A 17,087-nucleotide genomic window follows, 5' to 3' on the forward strand; every position below is an offset into this window, starting at 1 on the left:
TTATTTCGATTATATTTACAAATGTTTTTCTAAAAATAAAGAATAACAGACGGAAAAGTATTTATTGAAATTCAAAAAAGAAAGGATAATTTTTAGTCATGTTTAAACTTCTATTGTATTTTTTCTTCATTTTTCCTTTTGTATCATACGCTCAAGAAAAAAAACAAGAAATAGATGATCCTTCTTTTATACCGACTTTCATTGCAAATTATCCCTTAACAGAAGATATTCTTTTAAAGCTGGAAAAAATCAAAGCAGAATGTAGAAATTTATCTTCAGAACCAGAACAAACAAATACAAAAAGTGATATCAATACTTATGATGATCATATTGAAAAATATGCTGCCTATATTTCTAATAATCCAAAACTTGTGAATATTTTAAAAGAAAATAATATCACACCAAAAGATTTTGTTGTTGCTCACCTAGCACTTAAAGCGACATTATATGTACTTACTGATGAGGAAAATTATACTTATGAAAAAAACTCTTTACCTTCAAGAAATCTAGAATTTGTTAAAGAACATATGTATAGAATAATCCAAATTTTAAGAGATAACTGTTAAAAATCTTTTTAGAACAATTGATTAACTTTGTAAACGCCGACAAATTTCATCTAATTGTTCTAATGAAGAGTAATGTATTTTTAAATCGCCACCTTTTTTACCATGTCGAATAATAACTTTCATTCCTATCACATCTGCAAGTAATTTTTCTAAAGATTTTGTTTCAGCATCTTTTTCCGTATTGGTACGCTTTTTAGTTTTAGGATTGGCTTTCTCATATGCAAGTATTTCTGTTTGACGTACTGAAAGCCCTTCACGAATAATTTTCTCAGCTAAATTTTGTGGATCATCAACGGTTATAAGACAACGTGCATGACCAGCAGAAAGTTGTCCATCCGTTAAGAATTGTTGTACTCTTTCTGGAAGTTTTAATAAACGAAGCGTATTTGCAACATGACTACGACTTTTTCCAATAACTTGTGCTAAATCTACTTGTGTATAATCATGCTCATTCAAAAGCATCTCATATCCTTTTGCTTCTTCGATAGGATTAAGATCTGCCCGCTGAATATTTTCAATAATAGCCAATTCCAAAGCGGTTTTATCGTCCACATCACGAATAATAACGGGTAATTGACTTAAATTTGCACGTTGTGCTGCACGCCAGCGCCGTTCACCCGCAATCAATTCAAACCGATGAGGATGATCTCTTAAAGGCCTTACAATAACCGGTTGAACCACACCGTGTTGACGAATTGATTGTGCCAAATTATCAAGCTCTGTTTCAGTAAAATGACGCCGAGGATTGTGAGGATTACATGAAATAGATTCAATAGAAATAAATCGCTCAGAAATACTACCGGATTCATTTAATTTATCAAAGCTTGATGAACGTGCAATATTGTTGTTTAAATTGATATCTCCAATCAATGCAGCTAATCCACGTCCTAGTCTTTTTTTTGAGAGATCATCATTCATAATTTTTCTCTTTGAATTTTTAGATTATTTTTTTATATTTTTAAGCAGCAGCGCGTGCTTGTTTTTCACGTTGTATCATTTCTGATGCTAGACGCAAATAAGCTTGGCTTCCAGCACATTTGAGATCATAAAGCAATACAGGTTTTCCAAAAGAAGGTGCTTCTGATACTCTTACATTTCGTGGAATAACAGTACGATAAACTTTATCTCCCATAAAAGAACGTACATCTTCAACAACTTGATTTGAAAGGTTATTACGTCCATCATACATTGTTAGAACAATACCTTGGATTTCTAAAGATGGATTAAGTACGGATCGCACTTGTTTTACTGTTTCAAGTAATTGACTTAAACCTTCAAGTGCTAAAAATTCACACTGCATAGGTACCAAAACAGAATCCGCGGCCCCCATAGCATTAAGTGTTAAAAGATTAAGGGAGGGAGGACAATCAATTAAAATATAATTGAATTTTTTTTCCATTTCCGGATCATCATAGAGAGCTTTACGTAAGCGTTGTATGCGATCTTTTGATGAAGAAATTTCCATTTCCACACCTAAGAGATCAAGTGTAGAGGGAACTATATAAAGATTGGGTACAGCTGTCTTTAAAGCCGCCTGTGTAATTGAAACGCCCGAAACCAAAACATCATAAGACGATAAAGGACGGCTATTACGATCAATCCCCAAACCAGTACTTGCATTACCTTGTGGATCAACATCCATAATAAGAACATTTTCACCAATGGCTGCTAAAGCTGTTGCAAGATTAATTGCTGTGGTTGTTTTTCCGACTCCACCCTTTTGGTTTGCAATAGCGATAATTCGTGTTTCGCTCATTTTGCTCTACCCTCTATATGATCGAATATGAGAAATTTCCAAAATAACAGAATTTTCATCAACTTTACTTTTATGTTTTAACAGATCAAAGTGCCAATTGGCAGAGGCATTTTTTATTTCTGTAGCGTAATCCCGACCTTTTTGCAAAAGAGCTATAGTTTTTTCTGTTAATAAAGGAAAAATAAGTTGTAAAAGAGTATTAAGCGGCGCTAATCCCCGTGCCGTTATAATATCAGACATGGGAATTTTTTGATATATATCTTCAATCCTAGCGTGATAAACCGTTGCTGGAAGATTAAGTTGAGCAATAACTGTTCGCAAAAAAGCAACTTTTTTGCCATTACTTTCAACAAGATTAATATGTCCTTCTTTTTTTTCTTTCAAAAAGATAGCAATCACAATTGCAGGAAAACCTCCTCCTGATCCTAAATCACACCAATGTAAAGAATGAGCATACAAAGGAAAAATTTGTGCTGAATCTAGAATATGTCGTGTCCATAGATCTGGTATTGTTGTAGCAGATATCAAATTAATATGCGCATTCCATTGAAGTATTAAAGACTCAAACTGAATTAAATTTTCCATTGTTTCACGTGAAACAGAAGGAACAATATTTAATAATTGTTGATATTTTTTTTCTATAGAAAAATCCATTAAGCTGTTTTAGCCTTTTCACGTCGTTGACGTTGAATATATGTAATAATAAGAGATAAAGCAGCGGGTGTCATGCCATCAATTTTTTGTGCATCAGCAATTGAACGCGGCGATACTTCTTTAATTTTTGATTTAAGTTCATTTGAAAGACCTGAAATTACCTGAATATCAAGAGAAGAAGGAATTTCTAAACGCTCATCTCTCTGAAGAGAAGCAATATCTTGTGCTTGTTTATCTAAATAAACCGCATATTGTGCTTCAATTTCTAAAGATTCTGCTGTTTTAGAATCAATTTTTTGTAATTGTGGCCAAAAATCTGAAAGACGCTCTAAGGTCATATGAGGATAAGCAAGAAAATCATAAGCCGAACGCCGAATTCCATCATGATTAACATGTAATCCATGAGCAGAAGCTTCATTAGGTGTTAAAAAAATATTTTGACATATTGATCGTGCTTGATCAAGCCGTTGTTGTTTTTTCTGATAACATTCCCAACGTATTTTACTCACAATACCCCATTTTTGTGCCAAAGGTGTTAAACGCGTATCAGCATTATCAGATCGTAAAGATAAACGAAATTCAGCACGTGATGTAAACATCCTATAAGGTTCACAAACACCACGTGAAACCAAATCATCAACCATAACACCAATATAAGCCGTAGATCGACTTATAAGTATTTCATCTAATTTACCTACTTTACGTGCAGCATTTAATCCAGCTAAAAGTCCTTGTGCTGCTGCTTCCTCATATCCTGTTGTACCATTAATTTGTCCTGCTAAAAATAAACCTGGTAAAGAGCGTAATTCTAAGTTTCTCGTTAATTGTTGTGGATTAACAAAATCATATTCAATAGCATAACCAGGTTGCAAAACTATAGCATTTTCCAATCCTTCAATGGTTTTCAATAGAGAAATTTGCACATCTTCAGGAAGAGAAGTAGAAAGACCATTTGGATAAACGGTATCATCATTTAATCCTTCTGGTTCTAGAAAAATCTGATGTCCATCACGTTCTCCAAATTTAACAATTTTATCTTCAACAGAAGGACAATAACGTGGTCCTAACCCTTCAATATTTCCAGAATATAAAGCAGAACGATAAATATTCTCGCGAATAATTTGATGTGTTTTCTCATTTGTACGTGTTATTGCACATTCAATTTGTGGTTGTTCAATTTTCTCTGTTAAAAGAGAAAAGGGTATGGGATTTTCATCTGCTTGTTGTTTTTGGAGAGCTTCCCAAGCAATTGTTTTTTTACTCAAACGAGCAGGGGTTCCTGTTTTTAATCGACCAAGTTTTATATGATAATTTTTTAAACGTTTAGCAAGTTTTACACTTGACTGATCCCCCATACGTCCAGCAGCCCATGTTTTATCACCAATATGAATAAAGCCATTTAAAAATGTCCCTGTTGTTAAAACAACAGCACCAGATAAAATTATTCCTTGTTTTTTTAAAATAACACCTGATACACAATTATCTTTAACAACCAGATCAATAACTTCATCCTCAATAAGAGTAAGATTTTCTTGTTCTTTTAATAATTTTTGAATTTCTTTTTTATAAAGTTGTCTATCTGCCTGTGTTCGTGGTCCTCTTACTGCCGGTCCTTTACGTCTATTAAGTAGTCTAAACTGAATTCCAGCAGCATCTGCTGCTCTTCCCATGAGACCATCTAATGCATCTATTTCCCGAACTAGATGCCCTTTTCCAAGTCCACCAATAGCAGGATTACACGACATTGTTCCCAATGCTGATATTTTATGTGTAACAAGCGCTGTTTTGGCTCCTACACGTGCTGAAGCTGAAGCTGCTTCACAGCCAGCATGACCACCACCAACAATAACAACATCATATGATTGCATTTAATTCATTCCGTAGAAAATATTCTAAGGTTTCACGTGAAACAATATATAAATTACATAATCTTTATAATCTGTCTATGAAATAATCAATGTTTCACGTGAATCATTATTTACCAACACAAAATTCTGAAAAAATAATATCAAGCAAATCTTCAACATCAATATCTCCTGTAATTTTACCAAGAAAATCACTTGCACAACGGAGATGTTCTGCACGTAAACTGAGATCAAGAGAATGATAATTAAGAGAAAATTCAATCTCTTTAACAGCCTCCTTTAACAATTGAAGTTGTCTTTTACGTGCTGGAACAATATTTCCAATTTCAGAAGCACGATGATGACAAAATGATTCAAGTTCTTTTATAAAATAATCAAAATTTAAACCAGTTAATGCGGAAAATTGTATAGACCAACGCTGATCATTTTTTTCATAAAGATCAAGCTTATTGCCAACACACCATATTTCAGCCGATGTTTCTGGTAAATCAACTTGCTTAGGATTTCCTATATCATAAACCAAAATAACCAAATCAGCTTCCATAACATGCTGTTTAGCAACTTCTATTCCCATCTGTTCTATTTTATTTTCTGTTTTTCTAAAACCAGCAGTATCCGTTAAAAAAATAGGTAAACCACCAAGAATAATTCTCATTTCTAAAGCATCACGGGTTGTTCCTGCTTCTTCCGTTACAATAGCAACAGATCTTCCTGAAAGACGATTCATAATGCTTGATTTTCCAGAATTAGGAGCACCAGCAATAACAATTTTTAATCCATCACGTAAAATACTCGCACGCTCTCCTTCAGTAATATATTCTCGAAGAGAGGTACAAAGATCTTCAATATCTTTCCAAACTTTATCAGATATTGCGTTGGGAATATCTGCTTCATCAACAAAATCAAGTTCTGCCTCAATAAAAGCACGCGCCTTCATAAGCTTATGACGCCAATCACGATAAAGCGTCGTTAAATGTCCACTTGTACCCATAACAGCTAAACGCCGTTGGCTTTCCGTTTCTGCTTCTATTAAATCAGCAAGACCTTCTGCTTGAACAAGATCTAATTTTCCTTCCATAAAAGCACGACGTGAAAATTCACCTGCCTCTGCAATACGGCATCCAGAAAATGTCGATAATTCATCGAGAAAACGATTAACGACGGCTTTTCCTCCATGTAAATGGAATTCTGCACAATCTTCCCCCGTAAAACTATGAGGAGCAGGAAAAAAAACAGTTAAACCAGAATCTAAAAAACTACCATCACGAGCAGTAAGATTTCCGTAATGCATAAAACGTGCTTTAGGTAAACGACCACAAAGCGTTTTAACTATATCTACAACATGAGGACCAGAAAGCCGAATGACTGCAACCCCTGAAGGTAACAATCCACTCGAAACAGCAAAGATTGTATCCACAGGTTTTATCCTAATAAAAACTTTAATGACTCTACGTATTCATTGAATCAAAAAATTCACTATTGTTTTTTGTTTGCTTTAATTTATCAATCAAAAATTCAATTGCATCTGTTACATTCATAGATGCTAAAATACGACGAAGAACAAAAATTTTGTGTAAATCTTGTCGTTCTACCAGAAGTTCTTCCTTACGCGTTCCTGACTTTAAAATATCCATAGCAGGGAAAATACGCTTATCAGCAACTTTTCGATCAAGAACAATTTCCGAATTACCTGTTCCTTTAAATTCTTCAAAAATAACCTCATCCATACGACTTCCTGTATCAATCAAAGCCGTTGCAATAATGGTTAAAGATCCGCCTTCTTCAATATTACGTGCTGCACCAAAAAAACGTTTTGGACGCTGGAGAGCATTTGCATCCACACCACCTGTTAAAACTTTACCCGAAGAAGGAACAACTGTATTATATGCACGCCCAAGACGTGTAATAGAATCGAGAAGAATAACAACATCACGCCCATATTCAACGAGACGTTTGGCTTTTTCAATGACCATTTCTGCCACTTGTACGTGACGTATTGCTGGTTCATCAAAAGTAGAAGAAACCACTTCTCCTTTCACTGAACGCTGCATATCAGTAACTTCTTCTGGTCGTTCATCTATTAAAAGAACAATGAGATAACATTCAGGATGATTAGTGGTAATAGAATGAGCAATATTTTGAAGTAAAACTGTTTTTCCCGTCCGAGGAGGAGCTACAATTAACCCTCTTTGTCCTTTTCCCAATGGAGATATCAAATCAATCACGCGTGATGACATATCTTTCTCTGTAGGATCTTGTATTTCCATTTGGAAACGTTCATTTGAATAAAGAGGAGTAAGATTATCAAAGTGAATTTTATAACGAATCTTTTCAGGTTTTTCAAAATTAATTGTATTAATTTTAAGGAGAGCAAAATAACGTTCTCCCTCTTTTGGACTGCGTATAGGACCCTCAATTGTATCACCTGTCTTTAAAGAAAACGACTGTATTTGTGCAGGTGAAAGATAAATATCATCAGGACCAGGAAGATAATTAGCATCAGCAGATCTCAAGAATCCAAATCCGTCTTGTAAAACTTCAACAACACCCTCTCCTATAATTTCTACATCTTGTAGAGCAAGTTTTTTCAAGATAGCAAACATTAATTCTTGTTTGCGCATAAGGGAGGCATTTTCAACTTCTAATGTTTCAGCAAAAGAAACAAGCTCAACGGGATTTTTGCTTTTAAGTTCTTGTAGTTTCATTTTTTGCATGAAATATGCTCTTTGTAATGGAGAAGATTGTTCTAAATAATTTATGGAAATTTATGAGTGAAATATTATTAAGAAAAAAATATTCTACACTCAATTTTTTTAATCTGCAAGTACCATTTATATGAAATTTATTCCTGTAATATTAAGTAATTATATGAAAAACTTGAAAAAATATAAAATCCAAATAGTATTTAATTATTTTAATAACAAAAATGTAAGTTAAATTTATAGCATTAATGAAATGCTATTCAAAAGTATTTTTACAGAAATTTATATTAATAAATTTATATTAAAGAAAGGATTATTCTTATTTATAACTGTGTTTAGTGTGGATTATTATTTATCCTCAATTTTATCCACAAAAGGAAGTTAAAAAAGAATAAAAATAACACTATCTTAAAGATATTATCCCCTCTTTTTTTATAAGAGGGATTAAATTATCACAAGCATTTAATTTGTGCATAAAAAAGGAGAATTTTTCCTAAATTTTAGTTTTATAAAAAACGGTGAAGATATATACACATGTCTTAACAAGGAGTTAAAATTTTTGTGACAAAAGAAAAAAAATTCTTTCATTTACACATGCTTTCTGATGCAACGGGAGAAACATTAATCTCTGTTGGAAGAGCTGTAGCATCGCAATATGCAATGAGTCAGGCAACAGAGCATATCTATCCTATGATTCGTAATAGAATACAGTTACAAAAAGCTCTTGATGAAATACAACAAGAACCAGGTATTGTTCTTTACACAATGATTGATGAAGAATTTAAACTTCTCCTTCAAAAAATGTGTAAAAAAATAAAAGTTCCCTGTATTGATATATTACATCCTGTTTTAAATGCTTTTCAGTCTTACCTTGGAATGCCAACACATTTACGTGCGAGCGCACAACATGATCTTAATGCGGATTATTTTCGCCGTATTGAGGCACTGGATTTTACAATAGAGCATGATGATGGACAGTCTTCCAGTAGCTTATCCGAAGCAGATGTGATTCTTGTGGGAATTTCAAGAACCTCTAAAACGCCAACAAGTATCTATTTAGCAAATCGCGGAATAAAAACGGCTAATATTCCTCTTATTCCTAATATTGATTTGCCAGAATCCCTTTTAGAGGCAAAAAATTCTTTAATTATTGGTTTAATTGCTTCAGCTGAAAGAATCTCACATATCCGCCAAAATCGAGATTTGGGAGAAAGTTTTGCTCTTGATAATTATACAAATCGTATCAACATAGCTGAAGAATTAATCTATGCAAAACGCATTTGCGAACGTTTTGGTTGGCCTATTATTGATGTCACAAGACGTTCTATTGAAGAAACTGCTGCTGCAATATTTGAACTGTTATCACGATTTCGTGAAGGAAATGAGAGAAAATTCTCATGAACACAGATACGTTAATATTAGCATCTCTTAGTTTTTATCGTGCAAAATTATTAAAAAAAGCAGGCTTAAATTTTTCCATTGAAGGAGCTTCTTTTGATGAAAGAGAAGTAGAAAAAAAAGCAAAAGAAAAAACACCTAAAGAACTCAGCTGTTTTCTTGCGAGCGCAAAAGCAAAAAATGTTTCAGATCGTTTTCCTGATGCTTTCGTTATTGGTTGTGATCAAGTTCTTGATTTTGAAGGTCAAGTTTTTCACAAAGCAACAAATATTAAAGAAGCACATCAACGTTTATGTGAATTATCAGGAAAAACCCATTCTCTTCATAGTGCGGTAGCTTTATTTAAAAATGGTCAAAAAATTTGGGTTGAAGCTTTTAGTGCACATATGTCCGTCCGTTTACTCTCATCAGAATTTATTGAACGTTATTTAGCACGCGTAGGAAAAGATGTTTTAAACAGCGTGGGAGTATATCAAATTGAAGGAGAAGGAATTCATCTCTTTGAAAAAATTGAAGGAGATTTTTTTACCATTGTTGGTTTACCTTTACTGCCTCTACTCATAAAACTGCGCCACTTAGGAATTATTGATGGTTGACTTAACAATAAAAAAAACAAATTATCCGCGTGCTTTTGTTGTTGGTTCTCCAATTAATCATTCAAAATCGCCAAAAATTCACAATTTTTGGCTTAAACAATATTGTTTACAAGGAGAATATCTTGCACAAGAAGTAACATCTGAAGAATTCAGTCATTTTATTGCGTCTTTACAAAAAATAGGCTTTTGTGGAGGAAATGTTACTTTACCTTATAAACAAGAAGCTTTTCGTTTAGCAGATTATAAAGATGAGAGAGCAACAATGATTGGTGCTGTTAATACACTTTGGTATGAAGGAGATAAGCTTTGTGCCACGAATAGCGATGCCTATGGTTTTAGCGCTAATCTTGATGATTTTACATCTGATTGGGGAGGGGAAATAGCTCTTGTTTTTGGAGCAGGTGGTGCCGCACGCGCTATCATATATGCCTTAAAAAAACGCGGATTTGAACAGATTTATCTGATTAACCGTACAAAACAACGCGCTGATAATTTAGCTCAGCATTTTGGAAAAATCATTAAAGTTTACGATTGGCATAAAATCCATGAAATACTTCATCAAGCTGATTTGATTGTTAATACAACCTCTATTGGTATAAAAAGTCCAGAAGAAAAAAGTGATTCTTTTTTTTGCGATTTTCATAAAGCAAAAAAAACGGCGTTAGTAACAGATATTATTTATACACCATTGATAACTCCTTTTTTACAACAGGCAAAGGCTTGTGATCTCAAGACGGTTGATGGGCTTGGGATGCTTCTACATCAGGCTGTTATAGGGTTTGAACAGTGGTTTGGAATAAGACCACAGGTAACAAAAGCTTTACGGACAGCTATTTTAGAGGATATGAGTGAAAAAAGAGAATGAAGATCATAGGATTAACGGGATCAATTGCTATGGGAAAATCAACAGTTGCTGATTTTTTCAAGCAAGCGGGTATTTCTGTTTTTAGTGCTGATGAAGCAGTAAAACAGCTTTATAAAAGTGAGCCAGCTTTGTCATTCATAGAGCGTATTTTTCCTGGTGTTGTTGAAAACGGTGAAGTTAACCGTTTGAAACTTTCTGAAATTTTGATTGATGATAAAGAAAAATTACAAACATTAGAAAAAATAATTCATCCTTTGGTGCAAGAAAAAGAAAGGGAATTTATTGATATAGCGCGTGAACAAGGGAAAAAATTCGTTATTCTTGATATTCCACTTTTGTTTGAAAAAAATGGTGAAAGTCGTGTGGATAGCGTTATTGTTGTTTCTGCTCCACCAGAAATACAAAAAGAACGTGTCATGATTCGCCAAGGTATGAATGAGAAAAAATTTGCCTTTATCAATGCTCAACAAATGCCAGATGAAAAAAAACGAGAACGTGCTGATTTTATTATTGATACAGGGAAAGATTTAGAGAATACACGTCAACAGGTTTTTGATGTAATAAAAAAACTAAAGAATTGAAGTTATGCGGGAAATTATTTTTGATACAGAAACAACAGGTTTAGATAAAGAAAAAGATCGCATAATCGAAATTGGTTGTGTAGAAATGGTTGATCGTTATCTCACAGGACGCCAATTTCATGTTTATTTAAACCCTGAAGGCGTTATTATTCCTGATGAAGTTGTAGCAATTCACGGATTAACCAATGAACGCCTAAAAAACGAGAAAAGTTTTAGTGATATTGTTGATGAGTTTTTAGAATTTATCAAAGACGCGACAATGATTGCGCATAATGCGAGTTTTGATATTGGTTTTATTAATGCAGAATTAAAACGTGTCAACAAACCGCTTATCAGTGTTGATAATATTCTTGATACACTGGCTATGGCGCGGCGTAAATTTCCTATGGGTCCTAATTCTCTTGATATTTTATGCAAACGTTTTGGAATTGATAACAGCCATCGTGTTCTTCATGGTGCTTTGCTTGATGCAGAGATTCTAGCCGATGTTTATATTGAGCTTATCGGTGGAAAACAAGGTGTATTGGGTTTTGATAACAGAAGGGGTGTTGATGAACATATCCAGAATGATAAAGATACATCTTATGCCGTTAAAATTCGCCCACAGGCTTTACCTTCAAGATTGAGTACGCAAGAAAAAAAGTTACACGCTGATTTTATCTACAAAATGGGTGAAAAAGCTCTGTGGAATAATTTCAAAATTCATGAATAACATCATCTTTTCTCTAAAAAAGTCACGATTGAAATTAAAGAATATCGATGTCAAAAAAAACGGTCGTTGTGGGGAGGGGAACACCACAACGACCCTGTCGCTACATCGTACCTCAGCTATCATAGGAGGAGCAAAATGAAAGCTATTAATCCTGTAACAGCAAAGAAAAGCTCTAGGTACTTAATATAAAGTGCAACGACTTCATGTCTTATGAAAAGAAAAAATGGCTTTTTAGAGGCAAAGTGAAAAAATATATAAGGACAAATTGTTTTTTTAGCTGAAATGGAGAAAAAATTGTAATGAAAGCAACAGATCATCTTTTTTTGGTTGACGGATCAGGCTATGTTTTTCGTGCTTATTATGCTTTGCCGCCTTTAAAACGTAAAAAGGATGGACTTCCTGTAGGAGCAGTAGCTGGTTTTTGCAATATGTTATGGAAATTACTATGTGATGCTCGTAATACAGCTACGGGTGTTGTTCCAACACATTTTGCTGTTATTTTTGATTATTCATCTGATACTTTTCGGAAACAAATTTATCCTGAATATAAAGCGAATCGCGCTGAACCTCCTGAAGATCTAATTCCTCAATTCGCGCTAATACGCCAAGCAACGAAGGCTTTTAATTTGCCTTGTATTGAAAAGGAAGGCTTTGAAGCGGATGATTTAATTGCTACCTATGCAAAATTTGCAACAAAGGTTGGGGCAAAAACAACCATTATTTCTTCTGATAAGGATCTTATGCAACTCGTAAATACGCATGTATCTTTGTATGATGGAATGAAAGATAAGCATATAGGTATCTCAGAAGTTATAGAAAAATGGGGTGTTGCGCCTGAAAAAATGATTGATTTACAAGCATTAATTGGAGATTCAACAGATAATGTACCGGGTATTCCAGGCATTGGTCCAAAAACTGCAGCTCAGTTATTAAATGAATTTGGTTCTCTTGATCTTTTATTGCAACGCGTAACAGAAATTAAACAAACAAAACGGCGTGAAAACATTCAAGCTTATAGAGAACAAGTTAAAATGTCTCGTGAACTTGTCAGGCTTAAAACAGATGTTCCTATAGATAATGATTTAGATGATTTTGTTTTGGAGCCACAAGATGGTCCACGTTTAATTGCTTTTTTGAAAGCGATGGAGTTTTCAACATTAACGCGTCGCGTGGCAGAGGCAACGTCATGCGATGCAGCTGTTATTGACGCACTTGATATAGATGTTGAATGGGAAAAACTAAGCCCCAGGCATGATTTTGAGATCAAGAATACTGAGCACGCATCTCTTCATAGTTTTTCTGAAAATTCTCCACAAGTTTTTGCACAAAAACGTAAAGATCAAGCGCTGACTCAAAAAATTACAAGAGCTGCTTATACAACAATTCTTGATGAGAAAATTTTAAAAGAGTGGTTATCACAAGCACAAGAGCAGGGTTTTTTCGCTTTTGATACTAAAACAACATCTCTTGATCCGATGCAAGCAAAGCTTGTTGGTTTTTCACTTGCATTACAGCCGGAAAAAGCAGCTTATATACCTCTTGAACATTTTGATGAAGGAGAAGAGGACCTTTTGAGGGGCGGGCGCATTGCCTCACAGATTGAGGCCCGAAAAGCTTTAGCACTTTTAAAACCGATATTAGAAGATTCAGCGGTGTTAAAAATTGGTCATAATATAAAATATGATTGGTTGGTGATGAAGCAATACGACATTATGATAAGCTCTTTTGACGACACCATGCTTTTATCATATGCTTTTGATGCTGGAACTTTAACCCATAATATGGATGATTTGTCTGAACGTTGGCTTGAGCATAAACCAATTGCCTATAAAGATTTAACGCATAACGGAAAAAAAATTACTTCTTTTGCACAAGTAGATTTAAAACAAGCAACCCTTTATGCGGCGGAAGATGCTGATATAAAGCTACGCCTTTGGCAAGTATTGAAACCACAACTTGTTGCTCGTGGGATGACAAAAATTTATGAGCGTCTTGATCGACCCCTTGTAAAAGTTCTTGCAAGAATGGAAGAACGGGGGATTCTTATTGATAGGCAGATTTTATTGCGTCTTTCCGGAGAGTTGGCACAAGCTGCTTTGATTCTAGAAGAGGAAATTTACAAACAAGCTGATGAAAAGTTTAATATTGCTTCGCCAAAGCAATTAGGGGATATCCTTTTTGGCAAAATGGGATTGCCTGGAGGCGCCAAAACTAAGGGTGGACAATGGTCAACTTCTGCACAGACTTTAGAAGAGTTGGCTGCTGAAGGTCATATTTTACCGCGTAAAATTATTGAGTGGCGTCAACTTGCAAAGCTAAAATCTACCTATACAGATGCCTTGCCTTCTTATATTTTTTCAAAAACAGGGCGAGTTCACACGAATTATTCTTTGGCAATAACATCAACAGGTCGGTTATCATCATCAGAGCCAAATTTGCAAAATATTCCAGTGCGAACTGCTGAAGGGCGTAAAATCCGAACAGCTTTTATTGCTCCCAAAGGACGTGTGTTACTTTCTGCTGATTATAGTCAGATTGAGTTGCGCATTCTTGCACATATTGCGGATATAAAAGCATTAAAAGAAGCTTTTGCTAAAGGGCATGATATTCACGCTATAACGGCATCACAAATGTTTGGTGTTGCGATAGAAGGAATGCATTCAGATATACGACGGCGTGCAAAAGCGATTAATTTTGGTATTATTTATGGTATTTCAGCTTTTGGATTAGCTAATCAATTGGGAATTTCACGCCAAGAAGCGGGTCGTTATATTCAACTGTATTTTGAAAGATTTCCAGGAATTAAAGATTATATGGAGAAAACTAAAATCTTTGCACGTGAAAATGGTTATGTAGAAACAATCTTTGGACGTCGTATCCATTATCCAGAAATAAAAGCAAAGAATGTAAAAATTCGTTCTCTTAATGAGCGAGCAGCTATCAATGCTCCAATTCAAGGTTCTGCGGCCGATATTATTCGCCGCGCTATGATACATATGGAAGATGCTTTAAAAGAAGAAAAACTATCAGCAAAAATGTTGCTGCAAGTGCATGATGAACTGATTTTTGAAGTACCAGAAGAAGAAAGTAAAAAAACCATGACTGTTGTTAAAAATGTTATGGAAAATGCTACAATACCGGTTCTATCTTTATCTGTACCGCTTGAAGTAAAAGTCATGACGGCTCAAAATTGGGATGAGGCACATTAATTTTTTTATTTATTTTTAAGAATGTTGATTGCGTTAGAAAGATTAAGATAGGCTTTGATAGGCAAATGATCTGAAGCAATGCGTGCAAGCGGTGAAAGATGATTTTCAATACTTGTTACCAATTGGTGGGGAAAAGAAAAAACTCTATCAAGGGCTAAAAAAGGAAAGCGAGAGGGAAAGCTTGGTACAACTTCAAAAGTGCCATCAAAATAGGGAGAAAAATGATTTAAAGATGAGCCTTTTCCCATCCGCCATTCATTAAAATCTCCTATAAGGAGTGTAGGCATAAGGGGGCGTTTTTGGAAAATTTCAAGGAGCATTTTTGTTTGTTGTTTACGAGAGTAACGTAATAAGCCAAAATGAGCCGCAATAATACGAATAGGGCCTGCTTCCATTTCCAACTCTACAACTACAGCCCCACGTGGTTCAATACTAGGAAGAGTGACTTGTAAAGTATCACGTACATATCCCTTTCGCAAAAAAAGAGCATTCCCATGCCAACCATGGCCATGAGGTGACATAGTATTAAGAGGTACAGGAATCAAACCGGTTTCAGCTTTTAATAGCTGAAGATTAATTAAACCGATACGTTCTCCAAAACGTTTATCTGCTTCTTGAAGAGCAAGGATATCAACTTGTAATTCAGTAATAACACGGACAATTCTTGTAGGATTAAAAATTTTATCAACACCTACACATTTATGCACATTATAGGAAGCAACGGTCAGATCATAATTACTATTTTGATTGATGATGTTTGATTGATGATGAGAGCGGCTGTGAATTGCATTAAAAAGGGAGCTGTGGAGTTTTTGTTGGATAAAACCGGTAAACCAAGGGAATTTTTGCTTATAAGGTATTTTTGTCATTTTACGAAAAGAATAGTCCCTAAGAGGCCAAGGGTAAAGGCTTACACTAAAAACAAAAGAACCTTGTCTCTTTTAGAAACAAGGTTCTTTAATTAAGTTATGATTTTTGCAATCAATCACGGTTTGAGCCAAGAAACTGTAGCAAGAAGACAAACATATTAATGAAATCAAGATAAAGATTCAACGCGCCCATAATAACTTTACGTCCTCTGGTATCGCTTTCATCTCCTTCATAATACATCAACTTAATGCTCTGGGTATCGTAGGCTGTTAAACCAGCAAAGATAAAAACACCAATCACAGAGATAGCAAACTGCAAAGCGCTTGATCCAAGAAAAATGTTCACAATCATGGAAAGAAACAAGCCGATCAATCCGATGAATAAGAAGGAACCGATTGCTGTGAGATCACGCTTTGTTGTGTATCCATAAAGTGAAAGAGCTCCAAAAGTTGCGGCGGAAATGACAAAGGTTTGCACAACACTTTCTGTCGTATAGCGCAAAACGATTGAAGACAGTGAAAGACCAACCAGAGCAGCATAACCAAAAAAGAGACTACGAGCAGCATTTGTGCTCAATGTATTAATTTTAAAACTGAGGAATAAGACTGCTATGAGTGGTGCAAACATAACAATATAAGAGAATGGCGATGTATAAAATGTTACTCCAAGTGGTGTTAGATAAACACTGCTATTGATTTGAGCTGCTGCTTGGCTCATATCTGTTGTCGTTGCTAATGATACAATTGCATAAGCGGCAGCAGCTGTAATAAGCAAACCAATGGCCATTGCATTGTAGACACCCAACATATAGTCGCGTAATCCCTGATCAATTGATGCATCGGCATGAGAAGCAGGTGCCGAACGTAAATCTTTAAAATTAGCCATAATATAAAATCCTTTAGCATATGTTCTGTCAGGTATAGGGCTTTAAAAGTGTCTCTGTCATTACACAGATAAGCTTGGTATAAGCCTTAATTGGGCAAATACAAAAACCCTTAAGAATCACTGACAGAATTCCAGCATATATGCTCTTATTATGGAGATTTATTTAAAAATTACAAGAGATTTATATGAAGAAGGAACCTTACAAATTGGTAAGGAAATAGTTCATTTTAATAAAAAATATTTCCATTTTTTGCCATATTTTTGCAAGATAAAAAGACTATACTTAAAAACTTTTCTATTTTCACAGAAACTATGTAATACAATCCCTTATAAAATATTCACTATTTTTGCGTTTATGAGAAGAGCGGCAAGTATCATCACACTATTTTCAACCTCCAATATTGCATCTGTTTTGCACGGTTATAAGA

15 protein-coding genes are annotated in these 17,087 nt (G+C 34.7%); 7 read left to right on the forward strand and 8 right to left on the reverse strand.

Features of this window, described 5'->3' with window-relative positions:
- The first annotated feature begins 98 nt into the window (after positions 1-98).
- Entirely contained in the window at positions 99-566 is a 468-nt protein-coding gene (locus ACFILD_RS06125; protein WP_375664895.1) for a hypothetical protein, read from the forward strand.
- A gap of 21 nt (positions 567-587) precedes the next feature.
- Here the strand turns inward: ACFILD_RS06125 and ACFILD_RS06130 are convergent, their stop codons facing one another.
- The 6 genes from ACFILD_RS06130 to rho form a co-directional block, all read right to left on the reverse strand.
- The gene (locus ACFILD_RS06130; protein ID WP_375664896.1) at positions 588-1,484 is read right to left on the reverse strand and encodes a ParB/RepB/Spo0J family partition protein; all 897 of its coding nucleotides are present in this window, start codon (positions 1,482-1,484) and stop codon (positions 588-590) included.
- 40 nt (positions 1,485-1,524) lie between these two features.
- Entirely contained in the window at positions 1,525-2,322 is a 798-nt protein-coding gene (locus ACFILD_RS06135; RefSeq protein ID WP_273790170.1) for a ParA family protein, read from the reverse strand.
- A 6-nt stretch (positions 2,323-2,328) separates the two neighbouring features.
- Positions 2,329-2,976 carry a 16S rRNA (guanine(527)-N(7))-methyltransferase RsmG gene (gene rsmG, locus ACFILD_RS06140; RefSeq protein ID WP_375630633.1) on the reverse strand — a complete coding sequence of 216 codons (648 nt, stop codon included), beginning with the start codon at positions 2,974-2,976 and terminating at the stop codon, positions 2,329-2,331.
- On the reverse strand, positions 2,976-4,844 hold the full coding sequence (gene mnmG / locus ACFILD_RS06145; protein ID WP_375664897.1) for a tRNA uridine-5-carboxymethylaminomethyl(34) synthesis enzyme MnmG: 1,869 nt from the start codon (positions 4,842-4,844) through the stop codon (positions 2,976-2,978). Before mnmG ends, rsmG begins: the two co-directional genes overlap by 1 nt.
- A 106-nt stretch (positions 4,845-4,950) precedes the next feature.
- The gene (gene mnmE, locus ACFILD_RS06150; protein ID WP_375643028.1) at positions 4,951-6,258 is read right to left on the reverse strand and encodes a tRNA uridine-5-carboxymethylaminomethyl(34) synthesis GTPase MnmE; all 1,308 of its coding nucleotides are present in this window, start codon (positions 6,256-6,258) and stop codon (positions 4,951-4,953) included.
- A gap of 31 nt (positions 6,259-6,289) precedes the next feature.
- Complete coding sequence (gene rho, locus ACFILD_RS06155) at positions 6,290-7,555, reverse strand: transcription termination factor Rho (protein ID WP_015857121.1); 1,266 nt, start codon at positions 7,553-7,555, stop codon at positions 6,290-6,292.
- A gap of 549 nt (positions 7,556-8,104) precedes the next feature.
- On the opposite strand from rho, the gene ACFILD_RS06160 reads away from it, so the two are divergent.
- The 6 genes from ACFILD_RS06160 (at position 8,105) to polA (ending at position 14,904) form a co-directional block, all read left to right on the forward strand.
- The gene (locus tag ACFILD_RS06160; protein ID WP_273790174.1) at positions 8,105-8,944 is read left to right on the forward strand and encodes a pyruvate, water dikinase regulatory protein; all 840 of its coding nucleotides are present in this window, start codon (positions 8,105-8,107) and stop codon (positions 8,942-8,944) included.
- Positions 8,941-9,537, forward strand: coding sequence for a Maf family nucleotide pyrophosphatase (locus ACFILD_RS06165; RefSeq protein WP_375664898.1), 597 nt, complete (start codon positions 8,941-8,943; stop codon positions 9,535-9,537). The genes ACFILD_RS06160 and ACFILD_RS06165 overlap by 4 nt, the downstream gene beginning before the upstream one ends.
- On the forward strand, positions 9,530-10,402 hold the full coding sequence (locus tag ACFILD_RS06170) for a shikimate dehydrogenase (protein WP_375664899.1): 873 nt from the start codon (positions 9,530-9,532) through the stop codon (positions 10,400-10,402). The genes ACFILD_RS06165 and ACFILD_RS06170 overlap by 8 nt, the downstream gene beginning before the upstream one ends.
- Positions 10,399-10,983: a dephospho-CoA kinase gene (coaE, locus tag ACFILD_RS06175; protein ID WP_273790177.1), complete on the forward strand. Its 585-nt coding sequence runs from the start codon at positions 10,399-10,401 to the stop codon at positions 10,981-10,983. The genes ACFILD_RS06170 and coaE overlap by 4 nt, the downstream gene beginning before the upstream one ends.
- 4 nt (positions 10,984-10,987) lie before the next feature.
- Positions 10,988-11,695 carry a DNA polymerase III subunit epsilon gene (gene dnaQ, locus ACFILD_RS06180; protein WP_273790178.1) on the forward strand — a complete coding sequence of 236 codons (708 nt, stop codon included), beginning with the start codon at positions 10,988-10,990 and terminating at the stop codon, positions 11,693-11,695.
- A gap of 299 nt (positions 11,696-11,994) precedes the next feature.
- Positions 11,995-14,904, forward strand: a complete 2,910-nt coding sequence (gene polA / locus ACFILD_RS06185) for a DNA polymerase I (RefSeq protein ID WP_375664900.1) — start codon at positions 11,995-11,997, stop codon at positions 14,902-14,904.
- A 5-nt stretch (positions 14,905-14,909) separates the two neighbouring features.
- Here polA and ACFILD_RS06190 read toward each other — a convergent pair whose 3' ends face one another.
- A complete protein-coding gene (locus ACFILD_RS06190) occupies positions 14,910-15,773 on the reverse strand; it encodes an endonuclease/exonuclease/phosphatase family protein (RefSeq protein ID WP_375664901.1) in 864 nt (287 codons plus the stop codon).
- 112 nt (positions 15,774-15,885) lie between these two features.
- Positions 15,886-16,659, reverse strand: a complete 774-nt coding sequence (locus ACFILD_RS06195; protein ID WP_273790181.1) for a Bax inhibitor-1/YccA family protein — start codon at positions 16,657-16,659, stop codon at positions 15,886-15,888.
- Positions 16,660-17,087 lie beyond the last annotated feature (428 nt).

The organism is Bartonella sp. CL162QHHD (assembly GCF_042195435.1).
In the GTDB taxonomy this organism is placed as follows: Bacteria; Pseudomonadota; Alphaproteobacteria; order Rhizobiales; family Rhizobiaceae; genus Bartonella.

Bases quoted from the DNA above. Each gene is read 5' to 3' on its own strand.
- ACFILD_RS06130 (WP_375664896.1), bottom strand. From the start codon at position 1,484: ATGAATGATGATCTCTCAAAAAAAAGACTAGGACGTGGATTAGCTGCA.
- ACFILD_RS06135 (WP_273790170.1), bottom strand. From the start codon at position 2,322: ATGAGCGAAACACGAATTATCGCTATTGCAAACCAAAAGGGTGGAGTC.
- coaE (WP_273790177.1), top strand. From the start codon at position 10,399: ATGAAGATCATAGGATTAACGGGATCAATTGCTATGGGAAAATCAACA.
- dnaQ (WP_273790178.1), top strand. From the start codon at position 10,988: ATGCGGGAAATTATTTTTGATACAGAAACAACAGGTTTAGATAAAGAA.
- ACFILD_RS06165 (WP_375664898.1), top strand. From the start codon at position 8,941: ATGAACACAGATACGTTAATATTAGCATCTCTTAGTTTTTATCGTGCA.
- polA (WP_375664900.1), top strand. From the start codon at position 11,995: ATGAAAGCAACAGATCATCTTTTTTTGGTTGACGGATCAGGCTATGTT.
- ACFILD_RS06170 (WP_375664899.1), top strand. From the start codon at position 9,530: ATGGTTGACTTAACAATAAAAAAAACAAATTATCCGCGTGCTTTTGTT.
- ACFILD_RS06195 (WP_273790181.1), bottom strand. From the start codon at position 16,659: ATGGCTAATTTTAAAGATTTACGTTCGGCACCTGCTTCTCATGCCGAT.
- rsmG (WP_375630633.1), bottom strand. From the start codon at position 2,976: ATGGATTTTTCTATAGAAAAAAAATATCAACAATTATTAAATATTGTT.
- ACFILD_RS06190 (WP_375664901.1), bottom strand. From the start codon at position 15,773: ATGACAAAAATACCTTATAAGCAAAAATTCCCTTGGTTTACCGGTTTT.
- mnmG (WP_375664897.1), bottom strand. From the start codon at position 4,844: ATGCAATCATATGATGTTGTTATTGTTGGTGGTGGTCATGCTGGCTGT.
- ACFILD_RS06125 (WP_375664895.1), top strand. From the start codon at position 99: ATGTTTAAACTTCTATTGTATTTTTTCTTCATTTTTCCTTTTGTATCA.
- rho (WP_015857121.1), bottom strand. From the start codon at position 7,555: ATGCAAAAAATGAAACTACAAGAACTTAAAAGCAAAAATCCCGTTGAG.